General features: G+C 65.2%; 23 protein-coding genes. 20 read left to right on the top strand and 3 right to left on the bottom strand.

Annotation, left to right across the window (positions count from 1 at the left end):
* Nucleotide 1: 1 nt before the first annotated feature.
* The 9 genes from QA649_RS38860 (at nucleotide 2) to QA649_RS38820 (ending at nucleotide 8,868) form a co-directional block, all read left to right on the top strand.
* Nucleotides 2-1,042, top strand: coding sequence for an ABC transporter ATP-binding protein (locus QA649_RS38860; RefSeq protein ID WP_283021766.1), 1,041 nt, complete (start codon nucleotides 2-4; stop codon nucleotides 1,040-1,042).
* The gene (locus QA649_RS38855) at nucleotides 1,039-1,914 is read left to right on the top strand and encodes an ABC transporter permease (RefSeq protein ID WP_283021765.1); all 876 of its coding nucleotides are present in this window, start codon (nucleotides 1,039-1,041) and stop codon (nucleotides 1,912-1,914) included. Before QA649_RS38860 ends, QA649_RS38855 begins: the two co-directional genes overlap by 4 nt.
* Nucleotides 1,911-2,717: an ABC transporter permease gene (locus QA649_RS38850; protein ID WP_283021764.1), complete on the top strand. Its 807-nt coding sequence runs from the start codon at nucleotides 1,911-1,913 to the stop codon at nucleotides 2,715-2,717. The genes QA649_RS38855 and QA649_RS38850 overlap by 4 nt, the downstream gene beginning before the upstream one ends.
* Before the next feature lie 8 nt (nucleotides 2,718-2,725).
* Nucleotides 2,726-3,862 (top strand): FAD-dependent oxidoreductase, encoded by a 1,137-nt coding sequence (locus QA649_RS38845; RefSeq protein WP_283021763.1) that lies wholly within the window; start codon nucleotides 2,726-2,728, stop codon nucleotides 3,860-3,862.
* A gap of 32 nt (nucleotides 3,863-3,894) precedes the next feature.
* A complete protein-coding gene (locus QA649_RS38840) occupies nucleotides 3,895-4,191 on the top strand; it encodes a (2Fe-2S)-binding protein (protein ID WP_283021762.1) in 297 nt (98 codons plus the stop codon).
* Entirely contained in the window at nucleotides 4,188-5,606 is a 1,419-nt protein-coding gene (locus tag QA649_RS38835; protein WP_283021761.1) for an FAD-dependent oxidoreductase, read from the top strand. The genes QA649_RS38840 and QA649_RS38835 overlap by 4 nt, the downstream gene beginning before the upstream one ends.
* Complete coding sequence (locus tag QA649_RS38830; protein ID WP_283021760.1) at nucleotides 5,603-6,724, top strand: FAD-dependent oxidoreductase; 1,122 nt, start codon at nucleotides 5,603-5,605, stop codon at nucleotides 6,722-6,724. Before QA649_RS38835 ends, QA649_RS38830 begins: the two co-directional genes overlap by 4 nt.
* A 12-nt stretch (nucleotides 6,725-6,736) precedes the next feature.
* Complete coding sequence (locus tag QA649_RS38825) at nucleotides 6,737-7,084, top strand: RidA family protein (protein ID WP_283021759.1); 348 nt, start codon at nucleotides 6,737-6,739, stop codon at nucleotides 7,082-7,084.
* 170 nt (nucleotides 7,085-7,254) lie between these two features.
* Nucleotides 7,255-8,868, top strand: coding sequence for an ABC-F family ATP-binding cassette domain-containing protein (locus tag QA649_RS38820; RefSeq protein ID WP_283021758.1), 1,614 nt, complete (start codon nucleotides 7,255-7,257; stop codon nucleotides 8,866-8,868).
* A gap of 156 nt (nucleotides 8,869-9,024) precedes the next feature.
* On the opposite strand, the gene QA649_RS38815 is transcribed toward QA649_RS38820, so the two are convergent.
* Entirely contained in the window at nucleotides 9,025-10,359 is a 1,335-nt protein-coding gene (locus tag QA649_RS38815; RefSeq protein WP_283021757.1) for a dicarboxylate/amino acid:cation symporter, read from the bottom strand.
* Between the two features lie 140 nt (nucleotides 10,360-10,499).
* Here QA649_RS38815 and QA649_RS38810 point away from each other — a divergent pair, with 140 nt between their 5' ends.
* From QA649_RS38810 to QA649_RS38800, 3 genes are all read left to right on the top strand, one after another.
* On the top strand, nucleotides 10,500-11,819 hold the full coding sequence (locus QA649_RS38810; RefSeq protein ID WP_283021756.1) for a solute carrier family 23 protein: 1,320 nt from the start codon (nucleotides 10,500-10,502) through the stop codon (nucleotides 11,817-11,819).
* A 73-nt stretch (nucleotides 11,820-11,892) separates the two neighbouring features.
* A complete protein-coding gene (locus tag QA649_RS38805) occupies nucleotides 11,893-12,729 on the top strand; it encodes an SDR family oxidoreductase (RefSeq protein ID WP_283021755.1) in 837 nt (278 codons plus the stop codon).
* Between the two features lie 68 nt (nucleotides 12,730-12,797).
* Nucleotides 12,798-13,607, top strand: coding sequence for an NAD-dependent protein deacetylase (locus QA649_RS38800; RefSeq protein ID WP_283021754.1), 810 nt, complete (start codon nucleotides 12,798-12,800; stop codon nucleotides 13,605-13,607).
* Between the two features lie 10 nt (nucleotides 13,608-13,617).
* Here the strand turns inward: QA649_RS38800 and QA649_RS38795 are convergent, their stop codons facing one another.
* On the bottom strand, nucleotides 13,618-14,253 hold the full coding sequence (locus tag QA649_RS38795) for a TetR/AcrR family transcriptional regulator (RefSeq protein WP_283021753.1): 636 nt from the start codon (nucleotides 14,251-14,253) through the stop codon (nucleotides 13,618-13,620).
* Between the two features lie 114 nt (nucleotides 14,254-14,367).
* On the opposite strand from QA649_RS38795, the gene QA649_RS38790 reads away from it, so the two are divergent.
* The 7 genes from QA649_RS38790 to QA649_RS38760 all read left to right on the top strand — a co-directional run bounded on the left by QA649_RS38790 (nucleotide 14,368) and on the right by QA649_RS38760 (nucleotide 23,696).
* The gene (locus QA649_RS38790) at nucleotides 14,368-15,297 is read left to right on the top strand and encodes an NAD(P)H-binding protein (RefSeq protein WP_283021752.1); all 930 of its coding nucleotides are present in this window, start codon (nucleotides 14,368-14,370) and stop codon (nucleotides 15,295-15,297) included.
* Nucleotides 15,298-15,423: 126 nt separating this feature from the next.
* Entirely contained in the window at nucleotides 15,424-16,419 is a 996-nt protein-coding gene (locus tag QA649_RS38785; protein WP_283021751.1) for an alpha/beta hydrolase, read from the top strand.
* Between the two features lie 185 nt (nucleotides 16,420-16,604).
* Nucleotides 16,605-18,689 carry a hydantoinase/oxoprolinase family protein gene (locus QA649_RS38780; RefSeq protein ID WP_283021750.1) on the top strand — a complete coding sequence of 695 codons (2,085 nt, stop codon included), beginning with the start codon at nucleotides 16,605-16,607 and terminating at the stop codon, nucleotides 18,687-18,689.
* A gap of 2 nt (nucleotides 18,690-18,691) precedes the next feature.
* Entirely contained in the window at nucleotides 18,692-20,350 is a 1,659-nt protein-coding gene (locus QA649_RS38775) for a hydantoinase B/oxoprolinase family protein (RefSeq protein ID WP_283021749.1), read from the top strand.
* Nucleotides 20,351-20,744: 394 nt separating this feature from the next.
* Nucleotides 20,745-22,463 carry a PQQ-binding-like beta-propeller repeat protein gene (locus QA649_RS38770; protein WP_283021748.1) on the top strand — a complete coding sequence of 573 codons (1,719 nt, stop codon included), beginning with the start codon at nucleotides 20,745-20,747 and terminating at the stop codon, nucleotides 22,461-22,463.
* Nucleotides 22,464-22,612: 149 nt separating this feature from the next.
* Nucleotides 22,613-22,891, top strand: coding sequence for a cytochrome c (locus QA649_RS38765; RefSeq protein ID WP_283021747.1), 279 nt, complete (start codon nucleotides 22,613-22,615; stop codon nucleotides 22,889-22,891).
* 37 nt (nucleotides 22,892-22,928) lie between these two features.
* Nucleotides 22,929-23,696 carry a transporter substrate-binding domain-containing protein gene (locus QA649_RS38760; protein ID WP_283021746.1) on the top strand — a complete coding sequence of 256 codons (768 nt, stop codon included), beginning with the start codon at nucleotides 22,929-22,931 and terminating at the stop codon, nucleotides 23,694-23,696.
* A gap of 83 nt (nucleotides 23,697-23,779) precedes the next feature.
* Here the strand turns inward: QA649_RS38760 and QA649_RS38755 are convergent, their stop codons facing one another.
* The gene (locus QA649_RS38755) at nucleotides 23,780-24,424 is read right to left on the bottom strand and encodes a glutathione binding-like protein (RefSeq protein ID WP_283021745.1); all 645 of its coding nucleotides are present in this window, start codon (nucleotides 24,422-24,424) and stop codon (nucleotides 23,780-23,782) included.
* Between the two features lie 106 nt (nucleotides 24,425-24,530).
* Between QA649_RS38755 and QA649_RS38750 the strand changes: the two genes are divergently transcribed.
* Nucleotides 24,531-25,229 (top strand): TetR/AcrR family transcriptional regulator, encoded by a 699-nt coding sequence (locus tag QA649_RS38750; RefSeq protein ID WP_283021744.1) that lies wholly within the window; start codon nucleotides 24,531-24,533, stop codon nucleotides 25,227-25,229.
* The last annotated feature ends 47 nt before the right edge of the window (nucleotides 25,230-25,276 follow it).

Raw genomic sequence — 25,276 nt, 5'->3', positions numbered from 1 at the left:
CATGGCCTATCTCGAGCTCGATCGGGTCGCCAAGCAGTTCGGCGCCCAGACCGTCGTCGACGACTTCAGCCTGTCGGTGGGGAAGGGGGAGTTCATCTCCTTCCTCGGCCCGTCCGGCTGCGGCAAGACCACGACGTTGCAGATGATCGCGGGCTTCCTCGATCCCACGCGCGGCGCGATCCGCCTCGAGGGCAAGGATCTGACCGCGATCCATCCGGCCAAGCGTGGCCTCGGCATCGTGTTTCAGAGCTACGCGCTGTTTCCGCACATGACCGCGGCGGAGAACGTCGCCTTCGGTCTGGAGATGCGCAATGTGCCGCGCAATGAGCGGGCCGAGCGCGTCCGTGCCGCGCTCGCGATGGTGGGGCTCGCCGGTTACGAGGACCGCCATCCGCGCCGCATGTCCGGCGGCCAGCAGCAGCGCGTCGCGCTGGCGCGGGCGCTCGTGATCAAGCCGAGCGTGCTGCTGCTCGACGAGCCGCTGTCCAACCTCGATGCGAAATTGCGTGAGGAGATGCAGATCGAGCTGCGCCAGATCCAGCGCACCATCGGCACCACCACGATCCTGGTCACTCACGACCAGAACGAGGCGATGTCGCTGTCCGACCGCATCGTGGTGATGAGCCAGGGCAAGATCGAGCAGATCGGCACGCCGCAGGAAACCTATGAGAAGCCGGCGTCGGCCTTCGTCTCGCAGTTTTTGGGCAAGACGAATGACTTCGCCGGAACGATCGACCGGACCGTCTCGCCGACGCAGTTGGTGGCGGGCTCCTGGCGCGCGCCGGCGCCGGCAGGGCTCGGCGGTCCCGTGACCGTCAGCGTTCGCCCCGAACGAATCGGCTTTGGCGATACGGGGCTCAGCGCAAAAATCATCACGCGCATCTTCCAGGGCAATCATTGGCTGTTCCAGTGTGACAGCGAATGCGGCCCGGCGATCGTGATCCGCCAGAATGACGGCCAGGCGCAGCCGGCCGAAGGCGACGCGGTTCGCCTTACGTGGCGTCCAGAGGACATGAGCGTGCGCGCGAGGGCCGTCGCATGAGCGCGGTCGCCGAGGAACGGAGTTCGCGTGCGCCATGGGCGCTGACGGCGCCGGCACTGATGCTGTTCGTCGGCGTGCTGCTGATTCCGCTGGCGATGACGGTGATGCTGTCGTTTCACGATTGGGGCCAGTACAAGGGCATCGAGCCGGTCTTCATCCTCAAGAACTGGCACGAGATCGCGACCGATCCCTATTACGCCGAGATGTTCTGGCGGACGTTTCGGATCGCGATCCTGACGACGCTGCTCACCGCATTGTTAGGTGCGCCGGAAGCCTACATCCTCAACCGCATGAGCGGCCGCTGGAAGAGCTTCTTTCTGCTCGTCATCCTCGGTCCGCTGCTGATCTCCGTCGTCGCGCGCACGCTCGGCTGGGCGCTGCTGTTCGGCGGCAACAATGGCCTCGTCAACAAGCTCCTGATGTCGCTCGGGGTGATGCGCTCTCCCATCCCCTTCATGTTCACCGAAACCGGCATGGTCGTCGCGCTCGCGCATGTGATGATGCCGTTCATGGTGCTGTCGGTGTGGGCGGCGCTGCAGCGGCTCGATCCGCAGATCGAGAATGCCGCGATGTCGCTCGGCGCCGGCCCCGTGACCATCATCCGCCGCATCATCATGCCGCAGATCATGCCGGGCGTGCTGTCGGGCGCGATCATCGTGTTCTCGCTCTCGGCCAGCGCCTTCGCGACGCCCGCGATCATCGGCGGCCGCCGGCTCAAGGTCGCGGCGACGCTGGCCTATGACGAGTTCCTCAATACGCTGAACTGGCCGCTGGGGGCGGCGGTTGCGACGCTGCTGCTGGTCGCGCTGGTGCTGATCGTCGTCGGCAGCAATGCGCTGATCGAGCGCCGCTATGCGGAGGTGTTCCGATGAGACGGAACGGCCCGCTCGCGCTGATCTTCCACACCGTCTTCGTCATCGTCATGGTGGCGCCGATCCTGGTGGTCTGCCTCGTCGCCTTCACGCCGGAAGGCTTCCTGTCGCTGCCGACCAACGGCTTCTCGCTGCGCTGGTTCAGGACCATCCTGAACTATCCCGAATTCATCCACGCCTTCTGGGTCAGCCTCGGCCTCGGTGCGCTGTCGTCCCTCGTGGCGCTCTTGTTCGCAGTGCCGGCGGCGCTCGCGATCGCGCGCTATCGCTTCCGCGGCCGTGACGCGCTCGCGGCTCTGTTCCTGTCGCCGCTGATGATCCCGCATGTCGTGCTCGGCATCGCCTTCCTGCGCTTCTTCACCTCGGCTGGGCTCGGCGGCAGCTTCGCGGCGCTGATCATCGCCCATGTCATCATCGTGTTTCCGTTCGCGCTGCGGCTGACGCTGGCGGCGGCGACCGGCATGGACCGCACCGTCGAGATGGCGGCAGTCTCGCTCGGCGCCGGCGGCTGGACGCTGTTCCGCCGCGTGACCCTGCCGCTGATCCTGCCCGGCGTCATCAGCGGCTGGGCGCTCGCATTCATCCAGTCCTTCGACGATCTCACCATGACCGTCTTCCTCGCGGCACCCGGCACCGAGACTTTGCCGGTGCGCATGTTCCTTTACATCCAGGACAACATCGATCCGCTGGTGACGTCGGTCTCGGCCTGCGTGATCGCGATCACCATGACCGCCCTCATTCTGCTCGATCGCTTCTACGGGCTCGACCGCGTGCTCGCCGGCAAGGGCGACACGGGGCGATAGGAGAACCTATGTCCAGGGATTATGACGTCGCTGTCGTCGGCGGCGGATTGCTCGGCTCCGCCATTGCCTGGGGCCTCGGCCGGCTCGGCAAGAAGGTTGCCGTGCTCGACGAAGGCGACATCACCAAGCGCGCCTCGCGTGCGAACTTTGCGCTGGTGTGGGTGCAGAGCAAGGGCCTGGGCATGCCCGCCTATACGGTCTGGACCGTGCAGGCGTCGCAGGCGTGGGGCCGGCTTGCGTCCGAGCTGAAGCAGCAGACCGGGCTCGACGTCTCGCTGCAGCAGAACGGTGGCTTCCACCTCACACTCGGCGAGGACGAATTCGGCCAGCGTGCCGAGCTCGTCAAGCGCATGCACAATCAGGCCGGCGCGGCCGACTACAAGATGGAAATGCTGCGGCCCTCCGAGGTCAAGAAGGCGCTGCCGCTGATCGGGCCCGAGGTCTCCGGCGGCAGCTATTGCCCGCTCGACGGCCACGTCAATTCGCTGCGCACGTTCCGCGCGTTCCACACCGGCTTTAGGGCGTTCGGTATCGACTATTTTCCGGAGCGTCCGGTCTCGGCGATCAGCAAGAGCGGCGGCGAATTCCGCCTGACGACGCCCAAGGGCGAGCTGCGTGCCGCCAAGATCGTGCTTGCCGCCGGCAACGCCAACCAGACGCTCGCGCCGATGGTCGGCCTCTACGCGCCGATGGGGCCGACCCGCGGCCAGGTCGTCGTGACCGAACGCACCATGCCGTTCCTGCCGCATCCGCTGACCACGATCCGCCAGACCGACGAGGGCACGGTGATGATCGGCGACAGCAAGGAGGACGAGCTCGACGATCGCACGCTGAAGCCTTCGATCAGCGGCGTGATGGCTGATCGCGCGCAGCGGATGTTCCCGCATCTGGCGCGGCTCAACGTGGTCAGGAGCTGGTCCGGCATCCGCGTCATGCCGCAGGACGGCTTTCCGATCTACGATCAGTCGGAGACGCATCCCGGCGCCTTCGTCGCCTGCTGCCATTCCGGCGTCACGCTCGCCTCCAACCACGCTTTCGAGATCGCGCGCATGGTGGCGCAGGGCGCGCTCGAGCCGGAGCTGGTCGGCGCGTTCTCGGCCAGCCGTTTTGGTGGCGCGGGCGCTGCCAACAGCAGCGGCTATTGAAGTTTCTGAAGAAGGAGCCAAGAGGCATCCCCATGTTTAAACGATCCGAACAGGACAAGCGGCCACAGGTGCAGATCTTCGTCGACGGCGTTGCCGTCGCGGCGCGCCAGGGCGACACCGTCTCCGCCGCGCTATTGGCATCCGGTCAGGACGCTCGTCGTTCCACCGCGGTGAGCGGCGCTCCACGTCTGCCCTATTGCATGATGGGCGTGTGCTTCGACTGCCTCGTCACCATCGACGGCGTCGGCAACCGGCAGGGCTGCCTCGTGCCCGTCGCCGAAGGCATGCAGATCGAGATTCAGAAGGGCAAGCGGGAGATCGGAAGATGACTGTGGCTCCCAAGCGCGAAGATTACGACGTCGTGGTGATCGGTGCAGGCCCCGCTGGCCTTGCCGCCGCCGCGACCTCCGCCGAAGCTGGCCTGTCCACGCTGCTGCTCGATGAGAACATCGGCCCGGGCGGCCAGGTGTTCCGCGCGATCTCCTCGACGCCGGTGACCGAGCGCAATCAGCTCGGCGCGGACTATTGGGTCGGTGCCGAGCTCGTGCAGTCGCTGCGCGCAAGCAACGCGGAAGTGATCCAGCGTGCGACCGTCTGGAGCCTCGACCGCAATCTCGATATCGCCGTCTCGATCGGCGGCGCCTCGGCCTTCGTCAAGGCGAAGCGTGTGATCCTCGCGACCGGCGCGCTGGAGCGCCCGTTCCCGATCCCCGGCTGGACGCTGCCGGGCGTGATGACCGCGGGCGCCGCGCAGACCATGCTGAAATCCTCCGCGCTGGTGCCCGACGGCCGCACGGTGATCGCGGGGCAGGGGCCGCTGCTCTGGTTGCTCGCCGCCCAGATTTTGCGCCTCGGCGGCCGCATCGACCGCATTCTCGACACCACCGAGCGCGGCAATTATTTCGCCGCGCTACCGCACGCCCTTGCCTTCCTGACCTCGCCCTATTTCAGCAAGGGCCTGTCGATGATGCGCGAGGTGAAGGCGAAGGTGCAGGTCGTCTCCGGCGTCACCGAGCTTGCTGCATCCGGCGATGGTCAGCTCGCGAGCGTCAGCTATGTCTCGGACGGCAAGCGCGAGACCATTCCCGCCGATCTCTTGCTGCTGCATCAGGGTGTCGTGCCCAACGTCAATTTGGCGATGGCGGCCGGCATCGAGCATCGCTGGGATGATCTGCAATTGTGCTGGTCGCCTGTATTGGATGCGAGCGGCAATTCGTCGGTCGCGGGCATCGCGATCGCCGGCGATGGCGCGGGTATCGGTGGTGCCAATGCTGCCGTGGTGCGCGGTCGTATTGCCGCGCGCGCGGCGGTGGACGCACTGGCGCCCGCTTCTGCCGCAAAACTTCCCGCAATGGCAACGCTCCGCTCCGATCTCGCCAAGGCCGAGCGTGGTCGCCTGTTCCTCGATACGCTGTTCCGCCCAGCGCCGCAGTTCCGGATTCCCTCGGGCGACACCATCGTCTGCCGCTGCGAGGAGGTGACCGCCAAGGACGTTCTCGACTCCGTTGCGATCGGCGCGACCGGACCGAACCAGCTCAAGGCCTATCGCCGCACCGGCATGGGCCCGTGCCAGGGCCGGCTCTGCGGCCTCACCGTCACCGAGCTGATGGCGCAGGCGCGCGGCAAGCCTCCGCAGGAGATCGGCTATTACCGGCTGCGTGCGCCGGTGAAGCCGATCACGCTCGCCGAGCTCGCCGCCGTTCCGAAGAGCGAGGCCGACGTGAAGGCCGTGGTGCGCGGATGAGCAAGAACGTGGATGCGATCGTCATTGGCGGCGGCATCCACGGGTGCTCGACCACGCTGCATCTGTGCCTCGCCGGCCTGAAGCCGGTGCTGATCGAGAAGGACTATGCCGGCCGCCACGCCTCCGGCGTCAACGCCGGTGGCGTGCGCCAGCTCGCCCGGCACATTCCGGAGATCCCGTTGTCGATCCGCTCGATGGGGATCTGGGAGAAGATCACCGATCTCCTCGACGACGATTGCAGCTTCGAGAGCCACGGCCAGGTGCTGGTCGCCGAGAACGAAGACGAACTCGCCGTCTGCCGCGCGCGTGTCGCCGAGCTGAACGCGCTCGGCTTCACCCATGAGGAGCTGATCGACGCCGCCGAATTGCGCCGGCTGGTGCCGGCGGTGGCCGAGACCTGTCCCGGCGGCGTGGTCTCGCGCCGCGACGGCGCCGCCAATCCGGCGCAGACCACGACCGCGTTCCGGCGCAAGGCCGAGCAGCTCGGCGCCACCGTGCGCGAAGGCGTGGCTGCCGGCAATATCCGCTACAGCGACGATCTCTGGCACGTCGATGTGGGTTCGGAGAGTTTTGCAGCGCCGGTGCTGGTCAATGCCGCCGGCGCCTGGGCCGGCAAGATTGCGGCTGATCTCGGCGAGCCGGTACCGGTCGAGACCGTCGCGCCGATGCTGATGATCACCTCGCGGGTGCCGCACTTCATCGACCCCGTCGTGATCCTGCGCGGGCGAAAACTCTCCTTCAAGCAGTTCAAGAACGGCACCGTGCTGATCGGCGGTGGCCATCTGGCGACACCCTATCAGGACCGCAACGAGACGGTGCTGGACTGGAAGAGCCTTGCGACCAGCGCGCAGACCGTATTCGAGCTGTTTCCGGTGATGCGCAGCGCCACCATCGTCCGCGCCTGGGCGGGCATCGAGGCGAAGATGAAGGACGACATCCCCGTGTTCGGGCCGAGCTCGCGCCACAGGGGCCTCTATCACCAGTTCGGCTTCTCGCTGCACGGTTTCCAGCTCGGCCCCGGCGCCGGCGCCGTTATGGCCGAGCTGATCGTCAATGGCGGCACCCAGACCCGCGTCAGCGATCTCGGCATCGACCGATTCCGTCCATCCACGCTCTAAGAAGAGGACAACATGAGCATCACCCGCAGCATCCGCACGCCCATCATGCACCGCGCCGTCGAAGCCAACGGCTTCGTCTTCGTCGGCGGCACCATCGCCGACGACACCTCGGTCTCGATGGGCGACCAGACCCGCAACATCCTCGGCAAGATCGCCGGCTATCTGAAGGAAGCCGGCACCGACCAGAGCCGCGTCGTCAGCGCCTCGATCTTCGTCACCGACCTTTCCAAGAAGAAGGAGATGGATGCGGCCTGGACCGAGTTCTTCGGCGACAATCTGCCGACCCGCGCCACCGTCGGCGTCGCCGATCTCGGCGGCGGCGCGCTGATCGAGGTGGTCGTCACCGCGCTCAAGGGCTGATCGCGAAGGCCGCAAAGGACGACAGCGCCTCTCGTGCTGTTGTCTCCTTGCGCCGCGCCTTGATCTCGCCCTTCGATGGGACTACTTAGGGAGTTCCTCAACCAGGATATTCGCAGCCATGGATTTCACCCCGACCGCAACGCTCATCCGCCTTGCCCACGGGGAATTCCATGCCTGCTTCAATCATCCTGTCGAACCTGTCGCTGTCCACGCCTGACGGCCGTCCTCTTCTCTCCAACATCGATCTGACATTCGCTGCCGAGCGGATTGGTCTCGTCGGCCGCAACGGCGTCGGGAAAACGACGTTGCTTGCGTCGATCTCGGGGGAACATGTCCCCCAATCCGGGCGCGTTCTGGTCAACGGCACCATCGGCCTGCTGCGCCAGGACGTGCAGGTGCTCGCGGGCGCGACCGTGGCCGATCTGTTCGGTGTGCGGCCAGCGCTGGAGCTGTTGCGCCGCGCCGAGCGGGGCGATGCCTCCGCTGACGACATCGCTGCGATCGACTGGACGCTCGAAGCGCGACTGGAAACCGCTCTGGCGCGCGCCGGGTTCGATCTGGCCCCGGACACGGAGCTCTCCTGCCTGTCCGGCGGCCAGATCACGCGGGCTCGCCTCGCCGCGCTGGTGTTCGCCGAGCCGGACTTCCTCCTGCTCGACGAGCCCACCAACAACCTCGACCGGGACGGGCGCAAGGCCGTGGCCGATCTCCTCGGCGCCTGGCGCGGCGGAGCGATCGTCGTCAGCCACGATCGGGATCTGCTCGAAACGATGGATGCGATCGTCGAGCTGACGTCGCTCGGTGCCACGCGATACGGCGGCAACTGGAGCAGTTATCGCGCGCGGAAGGGCGTCGAGCTCGCGGCCGTGAGGCACGACCTCGCGCATGCCGAGAAACGCCTGTCCGAGATCGACGGCAAGGCGCAGGAGGCAGCCGAGAGGAAGGCGCGCAAGGACAGTGGCGGTCGGAAGAAGCGTGCGAAGGGCGACATGCCGCGCATCCTCGCCGGCGCGCGCAAGGATCGCAGCGAAGACACTGGCGGCAGGGTCGCACTGATCGCCGAGCGGCGGCGCGCGGAGGCTCTCGAGGCTGTCGACATGGCGCGCCGGCGCATCGAGATTCTCCAGCCGCTGTCGGTCAAGTTGCCCGCGACTGTCCTGCCGGCGGGCAGGGAGGTGCTTTCACTGGACCGGATCAGCGCCGGCTATCGGCCGGAGCGGCCGGTCTTACGCGATCTTTCGCTTGCGATAGTCGGGCCGGAACGGGTCGCGCTGGTCGGCCCGAACGGCTCCGGCAAGACGACGCTGCTGAAACTCGTCACGGGCGAATTGCGTCCGCTCTCGGGCACCGTGAGGGTCAGGCCGGACCTCGCGTTGTTCGATCAGAAGGTCAGCCTGCTCGACCCCGCGATCTCGATCCTGGAGAATTTTGGGCGCCTCAATCCGAAGGCGGGCGCGAATGAATGCCATGCCGCGCTGGCGCGGTTCATGTTTCGCGCCGATGCTGCCTTGCAAGAAGTCGGACATCTCAGTGGCGGGCAGATGCTTCGCGCCGGCCTTGGCTGTGTGCTGGGCGGGCCAATGCCGCCGTCTCTGCTGATTCTGGACGAGCCGACCAATCATCTGGACATCGAGTCCATCGAGGCCGTTGAATCAGGCTTGAGAGCTTATGACGGCGCGTTGCTTGTCGTCAGTCACGACGAGGCATTCCTGCAGGCGATCGGGATTACGCGGCGATTCGATCTCACCGGCGAACGTGATTCCAAACGCCCGTTAGTCGAATAATAAAAACCCGACGCCCTGCCCCCAGCGCGTCGGGTGGAAAGAAATGAGTATCAATCAGTGATCCCAACGCTGCTGTTGTGACGCGTGCCGCGCCAAATTTCTACTCCGGAAAACTACCGCGGTCGGAACCGGCTTCGTCCGCTCATGGTGCGCGACTTATGAGGTTGCGCCGCCGCCCGGTTCCAGTGCCTCACCGATCTCCAGCGGATGCGCCATGGTCTCGTGCAGCGCGTCGCGGTCGAGCTCACCTTCGGAGATGCTGATGACGACGCAGGCGACGCCATTGCCGATCAGATTGGTCAGTGCACGGCACTCGCTCATGAACTTGTCGATGCCGACCAGGATCGCAATCGACTGGATCGGGATGTCAGGCACGATCGACAGCGTCGCGGCGAGCGTGATGAAGCCGGCGCCGGTCACGCCCGAAGCGCCCTTCGAGGTGATCATGGCGATGCCCAAAATGCCGAGCTCCTGCCAGATGGTCAGATGCGTGTTGGTCGCCTGTGCCAGGAACAGCGTCGCCAGCGTCATGTAGATGTTGGTGCCGTCGAGGTTGAAGCTGTAGCCGGTCGGGATCACGAGGCCGACCACCGACCGCGAGGCGCCGAGATGCTCCATCTTCTGGATCATCTGCGGCAGCACCGTTTCCGACGACGAGGTGCCGAGCACGATCAGGAGCTCGTCCTTGATGTAGGCGATGAAGCGCAGGATCGAGAAGCCGGCGAGGCGGGCAATCGCACCCAGCACGATCAGAACGAACAGGATGCTCGTGAGATAGAACGTGCCGATCAGGGCGGCGAGATTGAGCAGCGAGCCGAGCCCGTAGGCGCCGACGGTGAACGCCATCGCGCCGAAGGCGCCGATCGGCGCCACGCGCACGATGATGCGGATGATGCCGAAGAACATCTTCGCCGCCTTGTCGATCGCCTCCGCAATGGGCTCACCGGCCTTGCCGAGGAAGGCGATGGCGAAGCCCGAGAGGATCGAGATCAGCAGCACCTGGAGCAGGTCGCCGCGCGCGATCGCGCCGAGATAGCTGTCGGGAATGATCGCCATCAGATGGGCGACGATGCCTTCTTCCTTGGCCTTGGTGACGTAAGTCGCGACCGAGTTCGGGTCGATCGTGGCGGGATCGATGTTGAAGCCGTGTCCGGGCTGGAGAACCTCGCCGACCAGCAGGCCGACCGCGAGCGCGACGGTCGAGACCGTCTCGAAATAGATCAGCGACTTCAATCCGACCCGGCCGACACGTTTGAGGTCGCCCATCGAGGAGATACCGTGCACCACGGTGCAGAAGATGACAGGCGCGATCATCATCTTGATCAGCGCGATGAAGCCGTCGCCGAGCGGCTTCAAGGCCTTGCCGAGATCGGGATAGAAATAGCCGATGAGCACGCCGAGCGCGATCGCGATCAGCACCTGGATGTAGAGGATCTTGTACCAGGGCTGGTGCCGGCGATGGACGGCTGGCTGGATCGCGATCTGTGTCATATGATGAGCCCCGGAACACATTGATTTTGCAAGATTTGAATCTTGCATGACTTGCATCATGTGATGGTCACCGCAGAAGCGACAATCACATTTTTGTCGGATCGCACGAACATCGATCGCTGCACCGCAACGGGGGGAATATGACAACCACGACAGGCTCGGACGAGCAGACGCAAGGCTATTTTCCGCGTTGGAAACTGAAGACCTCGGGCGTGATTATGCCGGAGGAGCGGTTGTCATGGGGCCAGACCATCGTCTCCGGTCTGCAGCATTGCGTGGCGATGTCAGGTGCGACGATCATCGCGCCGCTGCTGATGGGGTTCGATCCCAATGTTGCGGTCCTGTTCTCCGGCGTCGGCACGCTGATCTTCTTCGTCATCGTCGCGGGGCGCGTGCCGAGCTATCTCGGCTCGAGCTTCGCCTTCATCGCCGTCGTCCTCGCCGCCACGGGCTATGCCGGGCAGGGGCCGAACCCGAACATCTCCGTTGCGCTCGGCGGCATCGTCGGAGCCGGAGTGCTCTACGGCGCGATTGCGCTGATCGTGATGTGGTCGGGCGTCGGCTGGGTCGAGCGCCTGATGCCGCCGGCCGTCACCGGCGCCGTGGTCGCCGCGATCGGTCTCAACCTCGCACCGGTCGCGGTCAAGGCGGTGAGCGCCAATGCGTTCGACACCTGGATCGGGCTTGCGACCGTTCTGATCATCGGTGTGGTTGCCGTTGCAGCGCCAGGCCTGTGGCGCCGGCTGCCGATCATCCTCGGGGCGATCGGCGGATATCTTTTGTATTTTCTGTTCGCGAACGGCCTCGGCTTCGGCAAGCCGATCGACTTCACCCAGCTTTCGGCCGCGGCGTGGCTCGGCCTGCCGAAATTCACCACGCCGACCTTCCAGGCCGATGCGATCTTCCTGATCGCGCCGGTCGCGGTCATCCTGGTCGCCGAGAATCTCGGGCACATCAAGGCCGTCGGCGCCATGACGGGCCGCAGCCTCGATGCTTATCTCGGTCGCGCCTTGTTCGCTGACAGCCTCGCGACGATCGTGGCGGCCTGCGGCGGCGGCACCGGCGTCACCACCTATGCCGAGAATATCGGCGTCATGGCGGCAACGAAGGTCTATTCGACCCTGCTGTTTGCTTTCGCGGCCACAGTGTCGATCCTGCTCGGCTTCTCGCCAAAATTCGGCGCGCTGATCCTGTCGATCCCGGGTCCGGTCATCGGTGGTCTCTCGATCGTGCTGTTCGGCTTGATCGCGGCGATGGCGGGCCGGATCTGGGTCGAGAACAAGGTCGACTTCGCCAATCCTGCGAACCTCATCACTGTCGCCGTGGCGCTGACCGCAGGCGCGGGCGACCTCACGCTCAAGTTCGGCGCGTTCACCATCGGCGGCATCGGCACCGCGACCTTCGGCGCCATCATCCTGTATCAGATCCTGACCTCGCCGCTGGCGCGCCGCGCGGAATGAATCCCAGCAATGCGCCGAAGGGATGGAACAAAACGCCGGTTCCATCCATGATGAGGCATTCCGGAGAAAACACATGCCGCAGACCGAACGCTCAACTTCCTTTCCCTCGCGCCTCGTCGGCCAGCACGCGCTGGTGACCGGCGCCTCGCAAGGCATCGGCCGTGCCGTTGCCATCCGACTGGCGCAGGAAGGCGCGACCGTCGCCATCAACTATTTCGATCATCCCCAGAAGGCCGAGGAGACGCTCGCCCTTGCGCGAACGGCATCGAGCGACCGTGGTCACGGCAGGCTCGATCATGTCATCGTCAAGGCCGACGTTGGCAACGAGCAGGAGATCGCCGCGATGTTCGAGAGGGTTCTTGCGCGCTTCAAGCGTCTCGACTGTCTCGTCAACAATGCCGGCTTCCAGCGGGAATCCTCGAGCGATGCGCTCGATGTCGAAACCTATCGCCGCATCATCGACGTCAATCTGAACGGCGCCGTGCTCTGTGCGCAGAAGGCGCTGGCGCACTTCGTCGCGCGCGGCGGAGGCGGCAGCATCATCAACTGCTCCAGCGTCCACCAGATCATCCCGAAGCCGGGCTATCTCGCTTATTCGATCAGCAAGAGTGGTATGGCCGGTCTGACGCGGACGCTGGCGCTGGAGTTCGCCGGCCGCGGTATCCGCGTCAATGCGGTCGGTCCCGGCGCGATCGACACGCCGATCAACGCAGCCTGGACCGGTGATCCCGAAAAGCGCGGCGTCGTCACCAGTCACATTCCCATGGGCCGTGTCGGCACGCCGGAAGAGATCGCCGCCGTGTTCGCCTTCCTCGCCTCCGATGATGCCAGCTACATCACCGGGCAGACGATCTATGCCTGCGGAGGTATCACGCTGTTTCCGGAGTTTCGCGAGAACTGGGCCAGTTAACTCGGGCCGCCGCGGGCGGGCCCGCGCGGCATCTGGCAGAATCCGCCGGCGCAGACTACATCTGCGCCATGGCAAGCTCTCCCCTCCAGGATTTCGTCGGCCGGCACGAAAATCTGTTCGTGCTGACCGGCGCCGGCTGCAGCACCAATTCGGGCATTCCCGATTACCGTGACAGTCACGGCAACTGGAAGCGGACCCAGCCGGTCAATTTCCAGGCCTTCATGGCGGACGACGAGCACACGCGCCAGCGCTATTGGGCGCGCAGCCTGGTCGGCTGGCGGCGGTTCGGCCAGGCGAAGCCGAATGATGCGCACCGTGCGCTGGCCCGGCTCGAGGCAGGCGGCCGCTGCGGCATGCTGCTGACCCAGAACGTCGACCGGCTGCATCAATCCGCCGGCCACCGGCAGGTGATCGATTTGCATGGCCGGCTCGATCTCGTCCGCTGCATGGGCTGCGGGGCGAAGACGCCGCGGAGCGAATTCCAGGAGACGCTCGGCCGCGCGAATGCGGAGTGGCTGAGGCTCGATGCCGCGGATGCGCCGGACGGTGACGCCGATCTGGAGCACGCGGAGTTCTCGTCGTTCAAGGTGCCTTCTTGCGAAGCCTGCGGTGGCATCCTCAAGCCCGACGTGGTGTTCTTCGGCGAGAACGTGCCGCGCGACGTCGTCGCCACGGCACAGGACCATCTGTCGCAGGCCGATGCCATGCTGATCGTTGGCTCGTCATTGATGGTCTATTCCGGATTCCGTTTCGTGCAGGCGGCCGCGAAACGGCAGATTCCGATCGCCGCGGTCAATCTCGGACGCACCCGTGCCGACGATCTCCTGACGCTGAAGGTCGAGGAGCGCTGCGAAGCGGCGCTTGCATTCCTGCTCTGAAACGGGGCGGTTAGCCGGGCTTCGGATAGAGTCTCAGGAACGCCGTTGACGCCTCGCTCGCGCGCCGCGCGATCTCGCTGCTGCTTGGGCGATTGACGGCCTGCAGCAGCAGACCCGTCATCAGGTCTCCCCACAACAATCCCAGGAAGGTCTGGGCCATCGCTTCGGGCTCGCCGGCAAGGAGATCCGTCGATCTGGCGTTCGCCATGATTGTCCGCAGCGAGTCGCGGGTCGGCTTGCGGGCGATGCTGTCCAGCGCATGCGCGACCTTTGGTGCATTGACGGCTTCGGATATCGCCAGCCGGAACACGGCGACGACGACCGGGTCGGTCGTTTCCGTCAGAAGCTTCGTCCCGAACGCGATGAGCACTTTCGCCAGCATCTCTCTGTCGTGGATCGCCGGCAGGTTTGCCGGGGCCTTGATCCGCTGAGCGCGCTCGGTGATGCAGGCGACCAGCATCGCCTCCTTGTTGCCGAACAGGGAGTAGAGCTCGCGCTTTGACACGCGTGCGCGCGTCGCGATCTCCAGCGTGCTGGTCTGCGCGTAGCCGCCCTCCATGAACGCGGAAAGCGCTGCGCCCAGGATCCGCTTCCGGACTTCAAGGCCTTCAGCATCTTCCTCGGGCGGCTCTGTCTTTGGACTCATGGACGCAATCTTCTCCTTGCTTCCCCTTGACTCGGTACCTAACGGTACCATATCGATCCTTTGCGCGGTACCGCATCGTACCACAGCGAAGTGAAACGGGAAAGGATCGAGACGATGGCAGAGATAATCCTCGTGACCTCCGCGGCAGGCGGCACCCAGGGCCAGACTGGCCGGCATGTGTCCGAAATGCTGCTTCGGCGGGGTCATCACGTCCGTGCATTCGTGCGTCAAATCGACAGCCGTTCTGACCGGCTGAAGTCGCTCGGCGCTGAGATCTTCGTCGGCGATTTTCTCGACGTCCGCTCCGTTGAACAGGCAGCGAAAGGCGTCTCATCGGTCTATTTTGCCTATCCGGTCCAGGACGGATTGGCGGAAGCAACCGCAGCGATGGCGTTTGCCGCGCGCCGGCACGGCATTTCGCGTCTCGTCAATCTCGTGATGTACCAGTCGTCGATCGATGCGCCGACACCGCGCATGCGGCAGAACTATCTGTCGGAACAGGTCTTCGAATGGGCCGGCGTCGGGCCGCTGCATCTGCGGGCCACGGTGTTCTACGAGAACGTGGCGCGGCTTGTCGGCGCCAACCTGCCGGAACGCGGTGCCATCCGCCTGCCGCTCGGCGACGAAGGCACCATTCTGCCGTTGATCTCGGCTGAGGACGTGGCGCGGGTCGCCGTCGGCCTGCTCGTAGATCCCGAGCAAGCTGCGGGATCCGCGTATCCCATCATCGGCAGCGTCAATTCCGTGGGTGACATCGTCGGAGCGTTCGCGCACGTCTTCGACAGGGACGTCCACTACGAAGAGATCAGCGACGAAGAATGGCGCAACGAGGTTCTGTCGCGCGGCTGGAACGCGCACGCCGTCGAGCATCTGTCCTCGCTCTGGAAGTCGCTGCGGGCCGCCCGGCTCTCGGCCGAGACCGCCCGCTTCGCCGTCACCGACACCATCGGGAAGATCGGCGGTGCGGCGCCGAAGACGTTCGAGCAATTCGTTCGCGAGCAGCAGTCCGAGTTGCTGGCGCCCGCCGCGAAGCCGACGGCCTGACCGGGAGGAATGCTCATGGACAGACGCCGGTTTCTGGCTGCGGCTTTGGCTCCGATCGCTTTGCAGGCGATGCCACCCGCGGTGTCATCAAACGCCTTTGCAGCGAGTGCGGAACGGGATGAGAAAATGACTGGGATCACACAACGAATTATCGAAGCGAACGGAATCCACATCAACATTGCCGAGCAGGGCGAGGGGCCTTTGGTGTTGCTGGTCCACGGTTTTCCCGAGACGTGGTATTCCTGGCGGCATCAGATCGACGATCTTGCTGCCGCCGGCTTCCGTGTCGTCGCTCCCGACATGCGCGGCTACGGCAGGAGCGAGGCACCGCAGGCGATCGACCAATACACGATCCTGCATCTCGTCGGTGACATGGTCGGCATTCTCGACGCATTGGGTGCGCCGACTGCCGTCATCGTCGGGCATGATTGGGGCGCCAGCGTTGCCTGGCAGGCAGCGCTCACGCGGCCTGATCGCTTCAGGGCCATCGCCGCGCTCAGCGTCCCGTTCCGGCCCCGCGCCAAGGCGCCGCCGACCAGTCTGATGCCGCGCACCGAGACCGCGCAGTCCTACCAGCTCTATTTCCAGGAGCCGGGACCCGCGGAGGCCGAGCTCGGACGCGATCCGCGTGCGACCCTGCGCAACATGCTGTTCGGCGCGTCCGGTGACGGTGTGGCAGCAAGCCGCGCGGCCGGCGGAACGACACCAAACCTCGCGATGGTCCCGAAGGGCGGCGGCTTCCTGCGGGGACCAAGTGCGCCGGCAACCCTGCCATCCTGGATCAGCGAGCGCGATATCGATCATTATGGTGAGGAATTCAAGCGGACCGGCTTTCGCGGCGCGCTGAACTATTACCGAAATCTCGATCGCAGTTGGGAAATCACAGGTGCCTTGACGGGCCTCCAAGTCAACATCCCCGCGCTCTACATGGCGGGTGATCGCGACTTCCTGCTGTCCTCTCCCGGGACGGACCAGCTGCTCGCAAATCTGAAGACGCTCGTCCCCGGCTTGCGAAAGGTGCAGATGCTTCCGGGCTGCGGCCACTGGACCCAGCAGGAGCGGCCGAGCGAGGTCAGCACCGCGCTCGTGGAATTCATGCGCGGGTTGCCGAGCCGTTCATGAGCGATGTTGTCAGGGCCGGTCGCATGACCGACCCTGACTTGTAGTAGACGCCCAAGGCGCGGCTGGCAATGCTGCATAGGTGCCACGCAAGCCTGCCCCGGCGGCTTCACCAAACGCGCTCCTGCTGGTATGAAAATTGCTGCGGTTTCGACCCCAGTCTCGACGATCAGCACGGAGAATTTGGAATGCTTGAGGGAGCCGAGGTGCGGCTTGCCGTGGATATCGGTGGCACGTTCACCGACATCGTGCTGGACGTGGGCGAGGCGCGCAAGACGCGCAAGGTGCTGACCACGCCGCAGCGCCCGGAGCAGGCGGTGCTGGATGGCATGCGTCTCATCCTCGCCGATGCGCGAGCGCATATCAGCGACATCGACGTCTTCATTCACGGCACGACGCTCGCGACCAACGCGATCATCGAGCGGCGCGGCGCCAGGACGGCGCTGATCGCGACCGACGGTTTTCGCGACGTGCTCGATATCGGCACCGAGAGTCGTTACGACCAGTACGATCTCAGCATCGACAAGCCGAAGCCGCTGGCGCCGCGCAGCCTCCGCTTCACCGTGCCCGAGCGCATCGACGCCCATGGCGCCGTCCGCCTCCCGCTGGACGAAGCCTCGGTGCGCGCACTCGCGCCGAAATTGCGCGAGCTGGGTGTCGAGAGCGTCGCGATCGCCTTCCTGCACTCCTATGCGAATCCCGAGCACGAGCGGCGCGCGGCCGCGATCATCAGCGAGGAGATGCCCGGCATTTCGGTGACGGTGTCCTCGGCCGTGTGTCCGGAGATCCGCGAATATGAGCGCACCTCCACGGCGGTTGCCAACGCCTATGTGCAACCGCTGATCGACGGCTATCTCGCCCGCATGGCCGATGCCTTGCAGGTCGAGCAGTTTCGCGGCGCGATCTATCTCGTCACGTCGGGCGGCGGCGTCACCTCGATCGAGACGGCGCGGCGCTTTCCGGTGCGTCTCGTCGAATCCGGCCCGGCCGGCGGCGCCATCTTCGCGGCGCAGATCGCGGCGCGGTTAGGTGAGAGCAAGGTGCTCTCCTTCGACATGGGCGGCACCACGGCAAAGATCTGCCTGATCGAAAAATACCAGCCGGAGACCTCGCGCGTGTTCGAGGTCGACCGTGCCGCGCGCTTCCTCAAGGGCTCGGGCCTGCCGGTGCGCATCCCGGTGATCGAGATGGTCGAGATTGGCGCAGGCGGCGGCTCGATCGCCCATGTCGATGCGATGAAGCGCGTCACCGTCGGCCCGGAGAGCGCATCGTCGGAGCCGGGACCCGCCTGTTACGGCCGCGGCGGCCAGCGTCCGGCGGTGACGGATGCGGACGTCGCGCTCGGCATGATCGATCCCGATGCGTTTGCAGGTGGCACGATCAAGCTCGACCCGGAGCTGTCGAAGCAGGCGCTGCTGCGCGATGTCGGTGAGGCGCTGGGCCTGTCGGCGGAGACCGCGGCCTATGCCGTGCACGAGGTCGTCTGCGAGAACATGGCGAGCGCGGCGCGCGTGCACGCCGTCGAGCGTGGCGAGATCGTCGGTCAGCATACGCTGATCGCCTTCGGCGGTGCCGCGCCGCTGCATGCGGCGCGCGTCGCCGAGAAGATCGGTGTCTCCCGCGTGATCGTGCCGTCGAATGCCGGCGTCGGCTCGGCGGTCGGATTCTTGGCGGCGCCCATCGCCTACGAGCTGGTGCGCAGCCGTCACGTCCGGCTCGACGATTTCGACACCAAGGCTGTCTCCGATCTCTTGCAGGAGATGGCGACCGAGGCGCGTGCGCTGGTCGAGCCCGGTGCAGCCGGTGCGCCGGTGCGCGAACGCCGCGCGGCCTTCATGCGCTATGTCGGTCAGGGCCACGAGATCACCGTCGAGCTGCCGAACCGGCCGCTGACCTCGGCCGATCTCGCCGGCCTGCGCCAGAAGTTCGAGACGGATTATTCCGCGATGTTCGAGCGTCCGATCCCGGGTGCGGCGATCGAGGTCTTGAGCTGGTCGGTGCTCGCAACCACCGACGCGCGCAATCCTTCCGCGGTTGCGGCCGTTGCGCGCAAGCCCGCGGCCAAGGCTGTCGGCAGCCGAAAATTCTTCGACGGCCGCGCAGGCGAGGTCATCGAGATCCCGCTCTATCGCCGCGAGGACATGGCGCCGGGCGCGACCATCGCGGGCCCCGCCGTGATCGCGGAAGACGAGACGTCCACCTTCGTCTCCACCAGTTTTGACGCGCATATCGACGGTGCCGGCAGCATCGTCATGGAACGAAAGGCGGCTTGATCATGAGCAAGGCAAGCGGCGCGAGCCTGATCGACCTCCAGATCATGTGGCACCGGCTGATCGCCGTGGTGGAGGAGCAGGCGCAGGTGCTCTTGCGCACCGCGTTCAGCCCGATCGTGCGCGAATGCGGCGACCTCTCGGCCGGCGTGTTCGACCTCAGGGGGCGGATGCTGGCGCAGGCGGTGACCGGCACGCCCGGTCACGTCAACTCGATGGCGGAATCGGTCAAGCACTTCATCAACCGCTTCCCGCTGGAAACGATGAAGGAAGGCGACGCTTACATCACCAATGATCCCTGGATGGGCACCGGCCATCTCAACGACTTCGTCGTGACCACGCCCTGCTTCAAGGACGGCAAGGTTGTCGCGCTGTTCTCCTGCACCAGCCACCTCATGGACATCGGCGGCATCGGCTTCGGGCCTGACGCGACCGACGTGTTCATGGAAGGGCTCTACATCCCCATGCTGAAGCTGATCGACCAGGGCGTCGTCAACGAGACGCTGATGGCGATGATCCGCACCAACACGCGGTTGCCGATCGACACCGAGGGCGACACCTATTCGCTCGCCGGCTGCAACGACGTCGGCTGCGAGCGCCTGGTCGAGATGATGACCGAGTTCGGCATCGACACGCTCGACGAGCTCGGCGACTACATCTGCGACCGCTCGCGTGAGGCGGTGCTGGCCGAGATCGCCAAGCTGCCGAAGGGAAGCTGGCGCAACACCATGGTGGTGGATGGCTACGACGCGCCGGTCACGCTGGCGGCGACGCTGACGATCTCGGATACGGGCATTCATGTCGATTTCGACGGCACGTCGGCCGCGTCGAAATTCGGCATCAACGTGCCCTTGTCCTACACCACGGCCTATACAGTGTTCGGCCTCGGCTGCGTCGTCGCCTCGCAGATCCCCAACAATGCCGGCTCGCTCTTGCCGCTGACGGTGTCGGCGCCGGCGGGCGCGATCCTCAATGCGCCGAAGCCGGCGCCGGTCGCCTCGCGCCACATCATCGGCCAGATGCTGCCCGACGTGGTGTTCGGCTGCCTGCGCCAGATCATTCCCGAGCGTGTGCCGGCCGAAGGCACCTCGTGCCTATGGAATCTCGTCGTCCGCGGCGAGACCCGCTCCGGCGCCGGCGGCAATTACGGGTTCTCGATGGCGGTGACCTCCAATGGCGGCACCGGCGCGCGCTTCGGCAAGGACGGGCTGTCGGCGACCGCTTACCCGAGCGGCGTGCGCGGCACGCCGGTCGAGATCGCGGAGACGCAGACGCCGCTGATCTTCTGGCGCAAAGAGCTGCGTCCGAATTCCGGCGGAGCAGGGCGCACCCGCGGCGGCCTCGGCCAGATCATCGAGGTCGGCAGCGGCATCGATGCGCCGTTCGACATTCTCGCTGCGTTCGATCGCATCGATCATCCGCCGCGCGGGCGCGATGGCGGACAGAATGGCGAGGCCGGTTATGTCGGGCTGAAGTCGGGACAGAAGATGCGCGGGAAGGGTTTTCAGCAGGTGCCGTCGGACGACCGGCTGGTCGTGATGACGCCCGGCGGTGCCGGCATCGGCGATCCCAGGGAACGCGACCGTGCGGCCGTCAACGACGACGTCGCGAGCGGTCTCGTGTCCTCGGACAACGCAGTCAAGCTTTACGGGTATGCGCGTTGATGCCAACGGATCGATCGGCTTCGTGCCGCTGCTGACGCTCCGGCCCGGCATCGTCACGATCCTGCCGCGGGTGCTTTACGGATAGCCGTTTCGGTCCGATGGCGATCGAACGGTCAGCGCTGCTGTCGTTTCAGTTCGCTCTCTGCGCCAATTCGCCCCCAGCGCGCATTCCGTCTTTGCACGTTCTATGATCCGTCGTACGCTGTGCAAGCAGACGTGCGACAGCAATCACGGTAGTGAACGTGGCTCCCTCGGCGACATGCGCCGAGAGAAGGGGCATCTGTTTGCAACTCATGTCCGGTGGAGGACAATCGACGCATACTGAACTGCAAACATTCCTCGCAGCGGCGTTCACGAGACGCAATCAATAAACATCAAGCGGGAGGAAGTGCATATGAGGAAGCAGTGGCTCAACTCGGGCTTACCTGTTCTCGCCGTTGCGGCATTTGCGGCGTCGGCGGCGTTGGCCCAAACCGTGGATACGGCCCGGATCGAGGGCGCCGGTCAGAACGACTGGCTCACCTATCACGGTTCATACAAATCCCATCATTACAGCCCGCTCGCGCAGATCAACGCGAACAACGTCGGCAATCTGGGCGTCGCCTGGATGCACATTCCAGGACGATCGACGCGCGGCCTGCAGTCGATGCCGCTCGCGGCCGACGGTGTGCTGTACTACTCGGGTTCCTACAGCCGTGTCTTCGCACTGAACGGCGCGACGGGCGAGGTCATCTGGTCGTTCTTTCCGGAGCTGGATGAGGCGCTCATCAGCCGCCAGACCCACTCTCCCTACAACCGCGGCGTAGCTCTCGGCGAAGGCAAGGTGTTCGTCGGCACGATGGATGGTCGTCTCTTCGGGCTCGATGCGAAAACCGGCAAGGTTCTCTGGGAGACCAGGCTGATCGACTCGCAGAAGCTCACGGTCGGCTTCACCGGCGCGCCGCTTTACGCGAAGGGGAGTGTGATTATTGGTTCGCAAGGCGGCGAATGGCCGGGCCGCGGCCCGATCTTCGCGGTCGATGCCACCACTGGAAAGAAGAAGTGGGAGTTCCTGACGGTCGCGGGCACCGACGAGGCCATGAAGACCTGGGGCAACGATTCCTGGCGCACCGGCGGCGGTGGCGGCTGGATGCCGGGCACCTACGATTCCGAGACCAACACCATCCTGTGGGGCACCGCAAACCCGGCGCCGCTCTATGATTGGTCGGGCGCCGACTACAAGACGCAAGGGGCGCGTCCCGGCGACAACCTCTATACGAGTTCAGTGATCGCTCTCGATATCGATACCGGAAAGCTGAAATCCTACCATCAGGAACTGCCGCACGATGCCTGGGACTTCGACAGTGCCGTCGGCGAGTTCGTGATGCTCGAGCGAGACGGCCAGAAATACGTGGTTCATCCGAACAAGGGCGGCTTCGTCTTCGTCTACGACCGCAATCTCGGCGTGAAGAACGTCTGGCGGTTGGTCGAGAACATCAACTTCGTCAAGGATATCGATCCCAAGACCGGCGCGTTGATCGGCCGTCGCGATTTCCCAGTCGGGAAGGTCACCGAACCACCGCTGTGTCCGTTCATCGGCGGCGGCATCAGCTGGAATGCCGGCTCGTACAGCCCGAAGACCGGTCTCTACTACAAGATCGGCCAGGAATGGTGCATGACGCTCGATATCCAGAAGACGACGCCGGTCACCGCGCCGCAGGTTCAGCTCAACATCGGCGCCGATTTCAAGATGGTGCCGCCCCCTGGCGGTGAGATCTATGGACACCTCGACGCGCGCGACCCCATCACGGGGGCAAAGAAATGGGAGGTTCGCTACCCCGAGCCGCCGCTCGGAAGCGTGCTGTCGACCGCCGGCAATCTGGTGTTCGTGCCTGATTCCCGCGGCGTCCTTCACGCCTACGATGCCGAAACCGGGGCCGAGCTGTGGAAGCACAACAATGGCACCGGCCACCAAGGCGGCATCGTCAGCTATTCCGCGGGCGGCAAGCAATATATCGCCGTGACCGCGGGCTTCGGCGGCATGCTGGCGGACGAGTATGCGCCGAACTTCGGCGGCGCCTACAAGAGCATGCCGCGTGACGACGGAGCGCTCGTCGTCTTCAGCCTGAAATAGTCTGCCGTAAACGTTCGTCGGGAAGCGGGCGCAAGCCCGCTCCCCGGTCGATCGAAGCGGCGGCGTGATTCAGGAATGGAGCGGACGTGTTGAGATTGCATTTGAAAACGATTCCGGCGGGGCTGGCCGCCTCGTTGCTGTGCGTTGCTATGGCCCAAGCACAATCCGCCACGCCGGCGCCCGAGAACGGGACGATCGAGGTCGAGCAGGTGTTCGCGGGGACTTGCGGCTTTTGTCACTCCGACGGTGGCCGGGCAGCCGGCAAGGGACCGCAACTGATGAACTCGCCGCGCGACGACGACTTCATTCGCGACCGCATCAAGCACGGCAAGCAGGGGGCGATGCCGGCATTCGACGGCGCCTTCACCGACGCCCAGATCGACCAGATCGTCAAATACATCCGCGCCTTGAAACCGCGCGAGGGCTGAATCGCAAAGTCCCGATCCATCCAGATGAGAACGCGGAATGAAGGCATTCGCCCCGGCCATCGTCGCTGCCGCCATCGTTCTGTCGGGACCCGCGCAGGCTCGAACCCTGGAGGCTATCCGTTCGAGCGGCGTGATCGGGCTGTGCGCGCATCCCAATTCGCTTCCCTTTGCGCAAAAGGCCGGCGATCCGCCTGGCTTTCAGGTCGAGTTCGGCCGGGTGCTGGCACGCGAGCTCGGCGTCTCGCTCAGGCTCGACTGGATCATCACGCAATATCAGATGCGCAGCGCCGGCTGCGACATTCTTCTGGACGTCATTGCCGACCGCGAAGCGCAGGGCGAAACCCGCTTGAGGATCTCGAAACCGTATTATCGCACGGGCGTCGCGCTCGCGGTGCCGTCATCCAGCAAGCTCACCTCGTTCGGGAGCCTCAACGCGGCGACCAGGGTGGGCGTGCAGGTTGGATCGATCGCAGCCATGATCATCGGCCAACGACGCGTGCCGACGTCGACCTTCGGCTTCGAGAGCGACAGCCTGGAGGCGGTGTCGAACCATGAGATCGATGCCGCCGCCGTCACGCCCACCGCGGCGAGCTACTTCAATCTGACGCATCCGGACAAGGCGCTCAGGATCCTGGATCGCGACGAGAGCGTGGTCGATCTCAACTGGAACGTCGCCGTCGGCATGATCCGTCCGGACGATGCGTTGCGCGAAGCCATCGACGGAGCCGTGGAGCGGCTGCGAAGCGACGGCACGATCGACCGCATCTACGGCCGCTATGGGATCGTGCTGCAGGCACCGAAATAGTCGGGCTGCAGGACGGAACGACGCGGTCCCGATTGAGCCGGGACGGCGTCGCTGTCGCGCGAACTACGGAGACGGCGTTGGCTTCAGGCCGCCGCCTTCTTCCGCGCGAGCTCGGCCTTGTACAGCTCGAACTCCTCTGCAACCGCCTTGGCGACCGACGGCCGCTGGCGCAGGCGTTCGTAATACGCCTTCACGTTCGGCCATTTCGCAAGCTCGATCGGCGGCGTCGCCATGGTCCAGTTGATGACCGTGACGAGATAGGCATCGGCCACGCTGAAATGGTCGAGCAGGAACTCGCGGCCTTTCAGGTAGTCGTCGAGATAATCGAGCCGCGACAGGTTCTTCTCCAGAACATAGGCTTTCGCTTCCTGCGGCGCCTTGCGGTCGAGCACGGGAATGAACAGGCCCTTGTGCAGCTCGGTGCCGACGAAGCAGAGCCATTGATGCAGCCTTGTGCGCTCGATCCCTGCCGTGGCGCCGAGGCCGGATTGCGGAAACCGGTCCGCGACATATTGCAGGATCGCGGCGTTCTCGGTCAGCACCACGCCCTCGTCGGTACGCAGCGTCGGCACGAGCCCGATCGGGTTGACGGTGCGGAAGTCGGAGCCGTCGTTCAGCACGGTCTTGGTCGGCGGATCGACTTCGAGATAGTTCGCCTCGGCGCCGGCTTCATACAATGCGACGCGCGTCGCCATCGAACAGGCGAGCGGCGAGAAATAGAGATCCATCTGTAGCCTCCTTGGGCAATTCCTCTTTGGGTGTCGCTCAACCTGGCCAGATTGATTTTTGTACCATCTTGCATAATATATCCATGGTCAAGGATTATTTTGCGAAATGGTACAAAAATCGAAACCGCCATCTGCTGCCAATCAGTCCGAGCGCCGCGGCGAACCCGAGCGCCGCGGCGAACCCGAGCGCCGCGGCGAACCCAAGCGCCGCGGCCGTCCCCGCGCCTACGAGCCCGACATCGCGCTCGGCAAGGCGCTCGACCTGTTCCGCAAGCAAGGCTTTGCGGCCACCTCGCTCGACGATCTCAGCGAAGCAACCGGCATGAACCGGCCGAGCCTCTACGGCGCCTTCGGCGACAAGCGCGAGCTCTACATCAAGAGCTATCAGCGCTATCGCGAGGAGGCTGCCGCTTCCATGGTCGAGATATTTCGTCAGGAGATGCCGCTGCGCCAGCGGCTGGAGCGCATCTACGCTGCAGCGCTGGACATCTATCTGTCCGGGGACACCGGTCCGCGCGGCTGCTTCACGGTCGTGACCGCGGCGTCCGAGGCCGTCGCCGATCCCGATATCCGCGCCATGGTGCTCGACGGCCTCACCGGCCTCGACAAGGCGTTTGCAAGCTGCTTCCGCCGCGCCAGGGAGAAGGGCGAGCTGCCGGAGAGCGCCGATCCGTTCGCCCTGGCGCAGATCGCCTCCGCCACCGTCCACACCATCGCCATCCGCTCGCGCGCGCGCGTCCCGCGCAAGGAGCTCGAAGCGATCGTGAAGGGCGCGATTGATGTGATGGTGGGGGTCAAGGGGTAAGTTGTCGTCGCGACACCAGTGAGCGTGTGGCGCGACCTATCTCCCCA

This window comes from Bradyrhizobium sp. CB1717, assembly GCF_029714325.1.
Taxonomy (GTDB): Bacteria; Pseudomonadota; Alphaproteobacteria; order Rhizobiales; family Xanthobacteraceae; genus Bradyrhizobium.
The sequence above is the reverse complement of the archived record's forward strand: the minus strand, read 5'-3'. Positions and strand labels throughout refer to the sequence as shown.

Coding starts and splice junctions, on each gene's coding strand:
- QA649_RS38785 (WP_283021751.1), top strand. CDS start 15,424: ATGACTGGGATCACACAACGAATTATCGAAGCGAACGGAATCCACATC.
- QA649_RS38775 (WP_283021749.1), top strand. CDS start 18,692: ATGAGCAAGGCAAGCGGCGCGAGCCTGATCGACCTCCAGATCATGTGG.
- QA649_RS38810 (WP_283021756.1), top strand. CDS start 10,500: ATGACAACCACGACAGGCTCGGACGAGCAGACGCAAGGCTATTTTCCG.
- QA649_RS38765 (WP_283021747.1), top strand. CDS start 22,613: ATGGCCCAAGCACAATCCGCCACGCCGGCGCCCGAGAACGGGACGATC.
- QA649_RS38840 (WP_283021762.1), top strand. CDS start 3,895: ATGTTTAAACGATCCGAACAGGACAAGCGGCCACAGGTGCAGATCTTC.
- QA649_RS38830 (WP_283021760.1), top strand. CDS start 5,603: ATGAGCAAGAACGTGGATGCGATCGTCATTGGCGGCGGCATCCACGGG.
- QA649_RS38860 (WP_283021766.1), top strand. CDS start 2: ATGGCCTATCTCGAGCTCGATCGGGTCGCCAAGCAGTTCGGCGCCCAG.
- QA649_RS38790 (WP_283021752.1), top strand. CDS start 14,368: ATGGCAGAGATAATCCTCGTGACCTCCGCGGCAGGCGGCACCCAGGGC.
- QA649_RS38835 (WP_283021761.1), top strand. CDS start 4,188: ATGACTGTGGCTCCCAAGCGCGAAGATTACGACGTCGTGGTGATCGGT.
- QA649_RS38820 (WP_283021758.1), top strand. CDS start 7,255: ATGCCTGCTTCAATCATCCTGTCGAACCTGTCGCTGTCCACGCCTGAC.
- QA649_RS38755 (WP_283021745.1), bottom strand. CDS start 24,424: ATGGATCTCTATTTCTCGCCGCTCGCCTGTTCGATGGCGACGCGCGTC.
- QA649_RS38855 (WP_283021765.1), top strand. CDS start 1,039: ATGAGCGCGGTCGCCGAGGAACGGAGTTCGCGTGCGCCATGGGCGCTG.
- QA649_RS38780 (WP_283021750.1), top strand. CDS start 16,605: ATGCTTGAGGGAGCCGAGGTGCGGCTTGCCGTGGATATCGGTGGCACG.
- QA649_RS38795 (WP_283021753.1), bottom strand. CDS start 14,253: ATGAGTCCAAAGACAGAGCCGCCCGAGGAAGATGCTGAAGGCCTTGAA.
- QA649_RS38815 (WP_283021757.1), bottom strand. CDS start 10,359: ATGACACAGATCGCGATCCAGCCAGCCGTCCATCGCCGGCACCAGCCC.
- QA649_RS38805 (WP_283021755.1), top strand. CDS start 11,893: ATGCCGCAGACCGAACGCTCAACTTCCTTTCCCTCGCGCCTCGTCGGC.
- QA649_RS38760 (WP_283021746.1), top strand. CDS start 22,929: ATGAAGGCATTCGCCCCGGCCATCGTCGCTGCCGCCATCGTTCTGTCG.
- QA649_RS38825 (WP_283021759.1), top strand. CDS start 6,737: ATGAGCATCACCCGCAGCATCCGCACGCCCATCATGCACCGCGCCGTC.
- QA649_RS38750 (WP_283021744.1), top strand. CDS start 24,531: ATGGTACAAAAATCGAAACCGCCATCTGCTGCCAATCAGTCCGAGCGC.
- QA649_RS38800 (WP_283021754.1), top strand. CDS start 12,798: ATGGCAAGCTCTCCCCTCCAGGATTTCGTCGGCCGGCACGAAAATCTG.
- QA649_RS38850 (WP_283021764.1), top strand. CDS start 1,911: ATGAGACGGAACGGCCCGCTCGCGCTGATCTTCCACACCGTCTTCGTC.
- QA649_RS38845 (WP_283021763.1), top strand. CDS start 2,726: ATGTCCAGGGATTATGACGTCGCTGTCGTCGGCGGCGGATTGCTCGGC.
- QA649_RS38770 (WP_283021748.1), top strand. CDS start 20,745: ATGAGGAAGCAGTGGCTCAACTCGGGCTTACCTGTTCTCGCCGTTGCG.